Origin of the sequence: Micromonospora sp. ALFpr18c (assembly GCF_008868155.1) — a bacterium.
GTDB lineage: Bacteria > Actinomycetota > Actinomycetes > Mycobacteriales > Micromonosporaceae > Micromonospora.
The window spans coordinates 1-11,201 of sequence record NZ_WBKR01000204.1 but is presented as its reverse complement, the minus strand read 5'-3'; the positions used below and the strand labels follow the sequence as shown (position 1 = coordinate 11,201).

Here is an 11,201-nt window from a genome sequence, read left to right as displayed (position 1 = left end):
CCACCGGCCGACAGAGTTGATCATGGGGTTGACGGTGAGTTCGATCTCCGAATGACCCGTCAACCTCATGATCACCACAGGGGTGCGGCCCCCGGGTGCAGTTACTTCACTGAGGGGTTGACGAAGGGGGGTTTCTGCAGGGTCAGGGGGGCGCGGCGGCCTCGGATGTCGATCTCGACCTCGTCGCCGTCGGTCAGGTTGGCGTCGGTGTTCAGCAGGGCCAGCGCGATGCCCTGCTTGCGGGTCGGCGAGAAGGTGCCACTGGTGACCTCGCCGACCTGCTCGTCGCCCACGTGCAGGGTCATTCCCGGTCGCGGGATGGCGCGGTCGACGGCCACCAGGCCGCGCAGCGTACGGCGAGGGCCGGCGGCCTTCTCGGCGAGCAGCGCGTCGCGGCCCCAGAAGGCCGGCTTGTCCCAGCCCACCGCCCAGCCGGAGCGGGCCTGCACCGGCGTGATGTCCAGCGAGAGGTCCTGCCCGTGCAGCGGGTAGCCCATCTCGGTGCGCAGCGTGTCCCGGGCCGCCAACCCGCAGGCACGCAGCTCGAACACCTCGCCGAAGGCGTTGAGCGCGTCCCAGACGGCCACCGCGTGCTCCGCCGGCACGACAAGTTCGTAGCCCAGCTCGCCGGTGTAGCCGGTGCGGCAGACGGTCAGTTCCACCCCGTCGAGGCTGGCCGCGGAGAAGCTCATGTAGCCGTGCTCGGTGGGCAGGCCGAGGGCGCCCAGCAGGTCGGCCGAGCGGGGGCCCTGCACGGCCAGCACCGCGTACGCCTCGTGCTCGTCGGTGACGGTGACCGACTCCGGCGCGGCGGCGCGCAGCCGGCGCACCACCTCGGCGGTGTTCGCGGCGTTCGGGATGAGGAACACGTGGTCGTCGGCGTACAGGTAGGCGATGATGTCGTCCACCACGCCGCCGGTGGCGTCGTCGCAGCAGAGCGTGTACTGCGCCCGTCCGGGGCCGATGCGGCCCAGGTCGTTGCTCAGGCAGGCGTTGACGAAGTCGGCCGCTGCGGGGCCGCTCACCCGCGCCTTGCCCAGGTGCGACACGTCGAAGACCCCCACCGCGGTACGCACCGCGGTGTGCTCCTTGAGCACCCCGCCTCCGGCGTACTCCAGCGGCATCTCCCAGCCCCCGAAGGGGGCGAACTTGGCGCCGGCGGCGGTGTGCCGCTCGTGCAGCGGGGAACGGCGCAGCCGGGTCGCGGCGGCGTCGGAGGTCACGTCGGTCATGGGTGGCAACTTACCGGGGGCAACGTGGCTGGTTAGCATCGGCGGGACCCCTGCCGGCACGATCGGCGGGACAGCCCTGACGTCTGGCGGGTAGGTTCCGCCGGAGACCTTCATCGCCGGTACGCGACGCCGCGACCGGCCCGGCCCGCCCGGAGTAGCTTCAGTGACATCGCCCCGCACCACCACCCTGAGCCTGGTCGACACCGACCCCGCGGAGCTCGCCGTCGACGCGATCGTGATCGGCGTGCACAGCCAGACCGGAGAGCAGGGTGCCACCAGCGGCCTCACCGGCACCCTCCTGCTCGCCAGCGGCGCGGAGAGCATCGCCGCCGCGTTCGACGGCAAGCTGACCGAGACACTGGCGCTGCTCGGCGCGACCGGTGGCCCGGGCGAGGTGATCAAGCTGGCCACGTTGGGCACGGTCACCGCCCCGCTGGTCGTCGCGGTCGGGCTCGGCGCGGAGCCGTCCGGCGCCGCCCCGGCACCGGAGACGCTGCGCCGTGCCGCCGGCTCGGCCGTCCGCGCCCTGGCGGGAGCGCCGAAGGTGGCGCTGGCCATGCCGCTGCCGGACGACGCGGACGCGCCGGCCGCGCTGCGCGCCGTCGCCGAGGGTGCGCTGCTCGGCGGGTACCGGTTCGCCGGCTACAAGACCCGGCCGCAGCCGACCCGGCGCGAGCCGGTGGCCGAGGTGCTGATCGCGGTGCCGGACGCCGGCGACGCGGGTGCCCAGGCGGAGATCACCCGGGCGCAGGCGGTGGCCGGCGCGGTCCGGCTCAGCCGGGACTGGGTGAACACCGCGCCGAACGAGCTGCGCCCGCCGTCGTTCGCCGACGCCGTGGCCGGCGCCGCCCGCGACGCGGGGCTCGAGGTCGAGGTGCTGGACGAGGCGGCGCTGGCCGCCGGCGGGTACGGCGGCATCATCGCGGTCGGGCAGGGCTCGGAGGCGCCGCCGCGGCTGGTGAAGCTCACCTACACCCCGCAGGGCGGCGGCAACGGCAAGCGGGTCGCGCTGGTCGGCAAGGGCATCACCTTCGACACCGGCGGCATCTCGATCAAGCCGGCGCAGGGCATGTGGGAGATGAAGTCCGACATGGCGGGCGCCGCCGCGGTGGGTGCCGCCATGCTGGCGATCGCGGCGCTGAAGCCGTCGGTGGCGGTGAGTGGGTACCTGCCGATGGCGGAGAACATGCCGTCGGGCACCAGCTACCGGCCGGGTGACGTGATCAGCATGTACAGCGGCAAGAAGGTGGAGGTCCTCAACACCGACGCCGAGGGCCGGATGGTCCTGGCCGACGCGATCGCCCGCGCCTGCGAGGACGGCACCGACTACCTGTTCGAGACGTCCACCCTGACCGGCGGCCAGGTGATCGCGCTGGGCAAGCGGATGGCCGGCGTGATGGGCACCCCGGAGCTGTGCGAGCGGGTCCGGGTGGTCGGCGACACGGTCGGCGAGCCGGCCTGGCCGATGCCGCTGCCGGACGACGTGCGCAAGGGCATGGACTCCGACGTGGCGGACATCTCGCAGGTCAACGCCGGGATGGACCGGGCCGGTCACATGCTGCAGGGCGGCGTGTTCCTGCGCGAGTTCGTGGCCGACGACGTGGCCTGGGCGCACATCGACATCGCCGGGCCGGGCTACCACTCCGGTGAGCCGACCGGCTACTGGACCAAGGGCGGCACCGGCGTGCCGGTCCGCACCCTGGTGCAGCTGGTCGAGGACGTCGCCACCAACGGCTGATGTCGCTGATCGGGGCACCCGTCGTGACGGGCGCCCCGATCACCGTTCGGGGCGGCGCTTGCGTCGCTCGTTGTAGTCGCGCATCCGCTGCGGGTAGCCCATCAGCCGGACGTCGTACACAGGGATGCCCATCCGGTACGCGAAGCGCCGGGCGCCGTCGGGGCCGTCGATCCGCCGGCGGGTCCACTCCCCGTCGTCGGCGATCAGGATGACGGTGGTCTCCGTCACGGTCGTGCGGGGCTCGATGAACGCCTCGACGCCCCGCCGACTCCGGATGAAGTTCTCCAGGTGGGTCAGATCGCCTCGGTCGGCCGCGCGGTCGTGACTCGGCACACGCGCCTGTTTGCGGCGCCGGAACAACCCCACCGGACCTCTCCCCCACCTGACGTCATCGACAACGGAGCCAAGGGTACGTGTCGATGACGTGTCGTTGGGCACCTCACTACGCACCCCGTGCCCGGTGGTGACAAGATGACCGAGGTGGGGTGTGTCCGTGTTAACCCGTAGTGACCCCCGAATGCAGTGACGCGACCTGGGAGTTGGACGTGAGCGAGCCGAACGAAGCGACCTTCGACATCGTCATCCTCGGAGGTGGCAGTGGCGGCTACGCGGCGGCGCTGCGCGCCGCCCAGCTGGACCTCTCGGTCGCGCTGATCGAGAAGGGCAAGCTCGGCGGCACCTGCCTGCACAACGGCTGCATCCCGACGAAGGCGCTGCTGCACGCGGCCGAGGTCGCCGACCAGACCCGCGAGTCGGAGCAGTTCGGTGTGAAGGCCGAGCTGGTGGGCGTCGACATGGCCGGGGTCAACTCGTACAAGGACGGCGTGATCTCCCGCCTGTACAAGGGCCTGCAGGGCCTGGTGGGCGGCTCGAAGAACATCACCTTCGTGGCCGGCGCCGGCAAGCTGGTCGGCACGAACGTCGTCGAGGTCGACGGCAAGCGCTACACCGGGCGCAACCTGATCCTGGCCTCCGGCTCGTACGCCAAGAGCCTGCCCGGCCTGGAGGTCGACGGCGAGCGGATCATCACGAGCGACCACGCGCTGACCCTGGACCGCGTGCCGTCGTCGGTGATCGTCCTGGGTGGCGGCGTGATCGGCGTCGAGTTCGCCAGCGTGTGGAAGTCCTTCGGCGCGGACGTGACGATCGTCGAGGCGCTGCCCCGGCTGGTCGCCGCCGAGGACGAGGAGTCGTCGAAGGCGCTGGAGCGGGCGTTCCGCAAGCGGAAGATCAACTTCAAGGTCGGCAAGCCGTTCGAGAAGGTCGAGAAGACCGAGAACGGCGTCAAGCTCACCATTTCCGGCGGCGAGACCGTCGAGGCCGAGCTGCTGCTCGTCGCCGTCGGTCGCGGCCCGAACACCGCCAACCTCGGGTACGAGGAGCAGGGCGTCACGATGGACCGCGGTTACGTGCTGACCGACGAGCGGCTGCGTACCAGCGTGCCGAACGTCTACGCGGTCGGCGACATCGTGCCCGGCCTCCAGCTCGCGCACCGCGGCTTCCAGCAGGGCATCTTCGTCGCCGAGGAGATCGCCGGGCAGACCCCGGCCGTGATCGACGAGGTCGGCATCCCGCGGGTCACCTACTGCGACCCGGAGCTGGCGTCGGTGGGTCTCACCGAGGCGAAGGCCAAGGAGCAGTACGGGGCCGACAAGGTCCAGGCGTACAACTACCCGCTCGGCGGCAACGGCAAGAGCCAGATCCTCAAGACCACCGGCTTCGTCAAGCTGGTCCGGGTCGAGGACGGCCCGGTCGTCGGCGTCCACATGGTCGGCGCCCGGGTGGGTGAGCTGATCGGTGAGGCGCAGCTCATCTACAACTGGGAGGCGTACCCCGCCGAGGTCGCCCAGCTCGTGCACGCCCACCCGACCCAGAACGAGGCCCTGGGCGAGGCGCACCTGGCCCTCGCCGGCAAGCCGCTGCACGCGCACGCCTGATCACCCAAACCGCGGCGTCCGGCGACGGGCGAAGATCCCCCAAGGGGAATGAAGGAGTCTGGAGAACATGCCGGTATCGGTCACCATGCCCCGGCTCGGCGAGAGCGTCACCGAGGGCACCGTCACGCGCTGGCTCAAGCAGGAGGGCGACACGGTCGAGGTCGACGAGCCCCTGCTCGAGGTCTCGACCGACAAGGTCGACACCGAGATCCCGTCGCCCGCGGCGGGCGTGCTGAGCCGGATCGTGGTCGGCGAGGACGAGACCGCCGAGGTCGGCAGCGAGCTGGCCGTCATCGCCGGTGAGGGCGAGTCGACCGGTGGCGGCGAGGCCGCCCCGCAGGAGCAGCAGCAGGCCCCGGCCGAGTCGGTCGAGCCGGTCACCGAGCCGACGGCCGCCGCCGAGGGCACCGCCGACGAGGTCGCGCAGGACGAGGCACCGGCCGAGGCGCCGGCGCCCGCCCCCGCGTCGTCGGGCGAGGGCACCGCGGTGAAGATGCCGGCCCTGGGTGAGAGCGTCACCGAGGGTACGGTGACGCGCTGGCTCAAGCAGGTCGGCGAGACCATCGAGGTCGACGAGCCGCTGCTGGAGGTCTCCACCGACAAGGTGGACACCGAGATCCCGTCTCCGGTCGCGGGCACCGTACTGGAGATCAAGGTCGCCGAGGACGAGACCGCGGCGGTCGGCGCCGACCTGGCCATCATCGGCGTCGCCGGTGGTGCGCCCGCCCAGGCGAAGCCCGAGCCGACGGCGGAGGCCGCGCCGGCGCCGAAGGCCGAGCCGAAGCCGGAGGCGAAGGTCGAGGAGCCGACGCCGGGCATGTCGTACAACGAGCCGGCCGCGGAGACCGAGAGCTCGGCGCAGCCGGCGAAGACCGAGCAGGCCGCGCAGCCGTCCGCGCCGACGTCGACGCCGCCGCGCCCGTCCGCGCCCGCGCAGGGTGGCGGCGAGGAGGCCGCCGGGTACGTCACGCCGCTGGTGCGCAAGCTGGCCAGCGAGCACGGCGTCGACCTGTCCACGCTCAACGGCACCGGCGTGGGTGGCCGGATCCGCAAGCAGGACGTCCTCGACGCGGCCGAGAAGGCCAAGGCCGCCAAGGCCGCGCCGGCTCCGGCGGCTCAGCCGGCCGCCGCGCCGTCGGCCGCCGCGGCGAAGCCGGCCGCCAAGCCGCAGCCCAGCGCCAAGCGGGGCACCACGGAGAAGCTGCCGAGGATCCGCGCGACCATCGCCAAGCGGATGCAGCAGTCGCTGCACGAGACGGCGCAGCTGACCACGGTCGTCGAGGTCGACGTCACCAGGGTCGCCAAGCTGCGGACCCAGGCCAAGGACTCGTTCCAGGCCAAGCACGGCGTGAAGCTGTCCTTCCTGCCGTTCTTCGCTCTCGCCGCCATCGAGGCGCTCCAGACGCACCCGATCATCCAGGCCAGCATGGACCTGGAGGGCGGCACGATCACGTACCCGGCCGCCGAGCACCTCGGCATCGCCGTGGACACCGAGCGCGGGCTGCTCGTGCCGGTCATCCACAACGCCGGTGACCTCAACATGGGCGGCATCGCCAAGCGGATCGCCGACCTGGCCGAGCGCACCCGGGCCAACAAGATCACTCCGGACGAGATGGCCGGGGCGACCTTCACGCTGACCAACACCGGCAGCCGGGGCGCCCTCTTCGACACCCCGATCGTGCCGTCGCCGCAGTCGGCGATGCTCGGCACGGGTGCCGTGGTGAAGCGTCCGGTCGTGGTCAACGACCCGGACCTGGGCGAGGTCATCGCGGTCCGGTCGATGGTCTACCTGGCCATGTCCTACGACCACCGCCTGATCGACGGCGCCGACGCGGCCCGCTTCCTGACCTCGGTCAAGGAGCGGCTGGAGGCCGGCAACTTCGAGTCGGAGCTGGGTCTGGCCTGATCCTGCGTCAACGCCGAAAGGGCGCCCCGGTCGACGACCGGGGCGCCCTGTCCGTTGTCCGGCGCTCAGCTCTTCAGCAGGGCCGTCGACACCTCCCAGAGCCGCTCGGCGGCCTCCGGGTCCAGGGCGTACTCGGCGACGCCCGTCCGCCCGCCGGGCGTGGCGGGGGCGGCCTCCTGCAAGTCCTCGAAGTAGCGCCCGCCGACACCGTCGAGCAGCGGCGACGCGGCGGCCAGCACCGACGTGGCGGCACCCTGCTCGACGCTCTTCCAGGCTGCCGCGTTGCCCGAGCGCAGCCGGTTCAGCTCCTCCTCGCTGACGTAGCGCTGGAGGTTGGTCCGGATCGCGCCGGGCATCAGCGAGTTGGTGAGGATGCCGTCGTCCGCCCAGCGGCGGGTCGCCTCCACGGCGAACAGCACGTTGGCCGTCTTCGACTGCCCGTACGCCTGCCACGGCTCGTACTCCCGGCGCTCGTACTGGATGTCGTCGAAGACCACCGGTGAGCGCAGGTGGGCGGCGGAGCTGACCGAGACGATCCGGGCCCCGTCCGCGGCGGCGAGCGCCGGGCGCAGCCCGGTGGCGAGCGCGAAGTGCCCGAGGTGGTTGGTGGCGAACTGCATCTCCCAGCCCTGCGGTGTCCGGCTCAGGGGTGCGGCCATGATGCCGGCGTTGTTGACCAGGATGTGCAGCGGGCCGTCCCAGTTGGCCACGAAGTCGGCGACCGAGCCCTGATCGGCGAGGTCGAGCGGGGCGACGAGGATGTGGTCGCTGCCGGTGGTGGCGGTGATGTCGTCGGCGGCCTTCCGGCCGGCGTCGGTGTTGCGGACGGCCAGGGTGACCTCCCCGCCGGCGCTGGCCAGGGCACGGGCGGTCTCCACGCCGATGCCGGACGATCCGCCGGTGACGATCACCCGCCGCCCGACGAGGTCGATGCCCTTGATCACGTCCATGGCGGTGGAGTGCGGGCCGAACGAAGTGGTGATCGGGTTGCTCGTCGTCATGATCCATCCTTGTCCGGGGAGGGCGGCATGCGGGCGGACGCGCTGCGCAACCGCGAGCGGCTGCTGGAGGCCGCGGTCCAGGCGTTTTCCCGCCCCGGCCCGGAGGTAACGCTGTTGGATGTCCCGGTTCGTCGACTACCTGGCCACCAAGCGGGGCATGGCCGACGCCCTCCGCCTGGTGATCGCCTCCGGTGCCAACCCGTACGCCCAGAGCCGCGACCGCCTGCTGGAGGCGCTCGGCCGGCCGCTCACCGCGGGCGGCGCGGCCGGCACCGTGCGGGCCGACGTCGACGTCGCCGACGTGCTGGCCGGCCTCAGCGGGATCAGCCTCGCCGCCGGCGAACGCGACCAGGCCGACCGCCTGCTCGACCTGCTGATGGACGGCCTGCGCCACCGCCGGACGGACTGACCGGTTCCTGCCTCCGAGCAGGCCGGACGCTGCCAGAGTGGGACCGTGGGCGGCTACCGGCGGGGTGGGCAGCTGGGGCCGGCCGTCCCGATCGCCCCCGGCGCCCGGGTGGACAAGTTCGAGGTCTTCTTCGACCTGGTCTTCGTCTTCTCGTTCTTCATCATCACCCGGGCCACCGCCGCGAACATCTCCGGCCGGCAACTGCTGCACGCCGGCCTGGTGCTCGCCGTGCTCTGGTGGTGCTGGGTCGTGCACAGCCTGGTCGCCACCCGGGTCCGGCTCGGCGAGGGTTACGTCCCGGTGCTCATGGTGGTGGCGATGGCCGCCCTGTTCGCGTTTGCGCTGGCGCTGCCGCAGGCGTTCAGCGACCCGAAGGGCAGCACCGCCGGCCCGATGCTGGTGGCCACCAGCTACGTGGTGGTCCGCGGCATCCACTGGGTCCTCTATCAGCATGTCGTGCGGGACAGCCCGCAGGAACGCCGGCAACTACGGCGGTTCGCCCCCGAGCTGGCGGCCAGCATCGTCCTGCTGCTGGCCGCCGCGCTCGTCCCGCCCCTGATCGACGACCCCGGCCGGGCGGCGCTGGTCCGCGACTGCCTGTGGATCACCGTCGTGGTCGTCCAGTACGCCACCGGCTTCATCGTGGGCACCTGGGGCTGGGGGGTGACCAGCGCCGAGCACTGGACCGAGCGCTACGACCTCATCCTGATCATCGCGCTGGGTGAGTCGGTGATCTCCACGGGCGTCGGCGGCAACCTGCTCGGCAAGCCGGTCACCTGGCCGGCGGTGGCGGCAGCCACGCTCAGCATCGTGGTCACCGCCGCCCTCTGGTGGGCGCACTTCGACTTCATCGGTCCGGCCGCCCGGATCGCCCTGCACGCGGCCGAGGGCAGCCCCCGGGTGGCGATGGCCCGCGACGCGTACGCGTACCTCTACCTGCCCATGATCGCCGGGGTGATCCTGTTCTCCATCGGCAACGAGGAGATCCTGCACCACATCACCGACCCCGCCGGCGGGATCACCGAACGGATCGAGGGACCGGCCGTACCGATGCTCTTCGGCGGGTTGATCTGCTACTACGCCGTCAACATCCTGTTCCAGCTCCGTACCCTGCACACCGTCACCTGGACCCGCGTCGGCGTCATCGTGGCGCTGACGGTCGCCCTGCCGATCGGCCAGCACCTGCCCGCGCTGGGCGCGCTCACCCTGGCGACCGTGATCTGCGTGGCGCTGGTCGCCGTGGAGGTGCTGGTGATGTCGAAGTCCCGGCACGCGCTGCGCGCCGTCGTCTTCCAGGAGCGAACCAGTCACGAGGCCCACGAGGCCGCGTGGCGTGCGCGCTGGCACGACGTCCGGGAGACCGACGAGCCCACCACGCCGTGAGCCCGCCGGGATAGACTCCCGGCCAGCGTCGCGGTGCACCCGGCACGAAGGCCGCCGTGGGCATGGAGGCGCGGGGACAGCATGGGACGAACGTGCACCCGAAGAGTTCACCGGCCGACCGGCTCGCCGCCGTCGGCAACCAGATGATCGAGATTCATCTCTGGCTCAGTACGGAGCTTGCCCGCCTCCGGGACGGCCTCGACCACCCCGACGATCCCGACCGGTCACGGGACCTGCGCGCACACTGCCTGACCTTCTGCGCCGCCCTGGGCCGCCACCACACCGGCGAGGACGAGGGAGCGTTCCGGCTGTTGGCCGACCAGGTCCCCGAGCTACGCCCGGTCATCGCGAACCTGATCACCGACCACGAGGTGGTGGCGGGAATCCTGCACCGCGTCGAGGATCTGCTGGGCACCGACACGCCGATGCCGGCGGCCCAGGTACGCGCCGAGTTGGACGGGTTGGCCGCGCTGCTGGAGTCGCACTTCCGGTACGAGGAGAAGCGACTCGTGACCGCGCTGAACGCGCTCACCGGCCAACCCGGTCACGCCGGCAGCCGTTCGGCTGGGGCGAGGTCGACGACGAGTCGATCCGCACCATCCACCGGGCGCTCGACCTCGGGGTGACCCTGTTCGACACCGCCAGCAACTACGGCGCCGGGCACAGCGAACGGATCCTCGGCCGGGCGCTCGCCAGCCGCCGGGACCGCGCGGTGATCGCCACCAAGTTCGGCAACGTCAGCGACGAGGCGACCCGCCGGGCACTCGGCACCGAGGCCAGCCCGGCGTTCGCGGTTCGCAGCCTGGAGGACTCCCTGCGCCGCCTCGGCACCGACCACGTCGACCTCTACCAACTGCACATCAACGCGCTGCCGGTGCCCGCCGCGCTCGACCTGGTCGGCACCCTGGAGGACCTGGTCGACCAGGGCAAGATCCGGGCGTACGGCTGGAGCACCGACAACCCCGCGTCGGCGGAGGCGTTCGCGGCGGCCGGCGCGCACTGCGCCGCCATCCAGCACGACGAGTCGGTGCTCAGCGACAACGCGGCGGTGCTGGCGGTCTGCGACCGTCACGACCTGGCCAGCCTCAACCGGGGGCCGCTGGCGATGGGGCTGCTCACCGGCTCGACCCGGACGCTCGACGCGGACGACGTACGGGGGCGGCCTCCCGAGTGGCTCCAGTGGTTCACCGACGGCCGGCCGACGCCACGCTGGGCGGCCCGTGTCGAGCAGGTGCGCGCCGCGCTCACCGCCGACGGACGGACCCTCGCGCAGGGCGCGCTCGGCTGGCTGTTGGCCCGCAGCCCGCGTACCGTCCCGATTCCCGGCCTGCGCACGGTCGCCCAAGCCGAGGAGAACCTGAAAACCCTGGAGCGAGGCCCGCTGAGCCCTGAGGCGTACGCCGAGGTGGAGCACCTGCTCGCGGACCTGCGCCCGGCCTGACCCTCGTCGATCGTGCAGTTTCTGTCCCGACAGAACGGACGTGGCCGGGCAGAACGGCGACAGAAACTGCAAGGTCGGCGCGGGGAGTGCGGGCCAACAGCCAGCCGAGCGCGCCCTGCGCGAGGGTCCGTCCGTCGGCGGTGAGCGCGGCGCG

Annotated in this window: 9 protein-coding genes and 1 pseudogene; 7 read left to right on the top strand and 3 right to left on the bottom strand. The window is 72.2% G+C overall.

Going from position 1 to position 11,201, the window contains the following annotated elements; translation table 11 throughout:
* Positions 1-101: 101 nt before the first annotated feature.
* On the bottom strand, positions 102-1,232 hold the full coding sequence (gene gcvT / locus F8271_RS26350; RefSeq protein ID WP_151492524.1) for a glycine cleavage system aminomethyltransferase GcvT: 1,131 nt from the start codon (positions 1,230-1,232) through the stop codon (positions 102-104).
* A 163-nt stretch (positions 1,233-1,395) separates the two neighbouring features.
* Between gcvT and F8271_RS26345 the strand changes: the two genes are divergently transcribed.
* Positions 1,396-2,970, top strand: coding sequence for a leucyl aminopeptidase (locus tag F8271_RS26345; protein WP_151492522.1), 1,575 nt, complete (start codon positions 1,396-1,398; stop codon positions 2,968-2,970).
* Between the two features lie 39 nt (positions 2,971-3,009).
* On the opposite strand, the gene F8271_RS26340 is transcribed toward F8271_RS26345, so the two are convergent.
* Positions 3,010-3,336: a hypothetical protein gene (locus F8271_RS26340; protein ID WP_151492520.1), complete on the bottom strand. Its 327-nt coding sequence runs from the start codon at positions 3,334-3,336 to the stop codon at positions 3,010-3,012.
* A gap of 140 nt (positions 3,337-3,476) precedes the next feature.
* Here F8271_RS26340 and lpdA point away from each other — a divergent pair, with 140 nt between their 5' ends.
* The gene (lpdA, locus tag F8271_RS26335; protein WP_192580464.1) at positions 3,477-4,907 is read left to right on the top strand and encodes a dihydrolipoyl dehydrogenase; all 1,431 of its coding nucleotides are present in this window, start codon (positions 3,477-3,479) and stop codon (positions 4,905-4,907) included.
* 67 nt (positions 4,908-4,974) lie between these two features.
* Positions 4,975-6,813 carry a 2-oxoglutarate dehydrogenase, E2 component, dihydrolipoamide succinyltransferase gene (gene sucB / locus F8271_RS26330; protein WP_151492517.1) on the top strand — a complete coding sequence of 613 codons (1,839 nt, stop codon included), beginning with the start codon at positions 4,975-4,977 and terminating at the stop codon, positions 6,811-6,813.
* 65 nt (positions 6,814-6,878) lie between these two features.
* On the opposite strand, the gene F8271_RS26325 is transcribed toward sucB, so the two are convergent.
* On the bottom strand, positions 6,879-7,814 hold the full coding sequence (locus F8271_RS26325) for an SDR family NAD(P)-dependent oxidoreductase (protein WP_151492516.1): 936 nt from the start codon (positions 7,812-7,814) through the stop codon (positions 6,879-6,881).
* Between the two features lie 118 nt (positions 7,815-7,932).
* Here F8271_RS26325 and F8271_RS26320 point away from each other — a divergent pair, with 118 nt between their 5' ends.
* From F8271_RS26320 to F8271_RS26305, 4 genes and pseudogenes are all read left to right on the top strand, one after another.
* Positions 7,933-8,223 (top strand): hypothetical protein, encoded by a 291-nt coding sequence (locus F8271_RS26320; protein ID WP_225854777.1) that lies wholly within the window; start codon positions 7,933-7,935, stop codon positions 8,221-8,223.
* Positions 8,224-8,268: 45 nt separating this feature from the next.
* A complete protein-coding gene (locus F8271_RS26315; protein ID WP_151492514.1) occupies positions 8,269-9,606 on the top strand; it encodes a low temperature requirement protein A in 1,338 nt (445 codons plus the stop codon).
* A gap of 62 nt (positions 9,607-9,668) precedes the next feature.
* Positions 9,669-10,232, top strand: coding sequence for a hemerythrin domain-containing protein (locus tag F8271_RS26310; protein ID WP_151492525.1), 564 nt, complete (start codon positions 9,669-9,671; stop codon positions 10,230-10,232).
* A pseudogene (locus F8271_RS26305) lies at positions 10,160-11,047 on the top strand (aldo/keto reductase); the annotation flags it as partial. The gene F8271_RS26310 and the pseudogene F8271_RS26305, both read left to right, overlap by 73 nt.
* Between the last annotated feature and the right edge of the window lie 154 nt (positions 11,048-11,201).

Excerpts from the sequence above, each read along its gene's own strand:
- gcvT (WP_151492524.1), bottom strand. The coding sequence starts at position 1,232 with ATGACCGACGTGACCTCCGACGCCGCCGCGACCCGGCTGCGCCGTTCC.
- sucB (WP_151492517.1), top strand. The coding sequence starts at position 4,975 with ATGCCGGTATCGGTCACCATGCCCCGGCTCGGCGAGAGCGTCACCGAG.
- F8271_RS26325 (WP_151492516.1), bottom strand. The coding sequence starts at position 7,814 with ATGACGACGAGCAACCCGATCACCACTTCGTTCGGCCCGCACTCCACC.
- F8271_RS26320 (WP_225854777.1), top strand. The coding sequence starts at position 7,933 with ATGTCCCGGTTCGTCGACTACCTGGCCACCAAGCGGGGCATGGCCGAC.
- F8271_RS26310 (WP_151492525.1), top strand. The coding sequence starts at position 9,669 with ATGGAGGCGCGGGGACAGCATGGGACGAACGTGCACCCGAAGAGTTCA.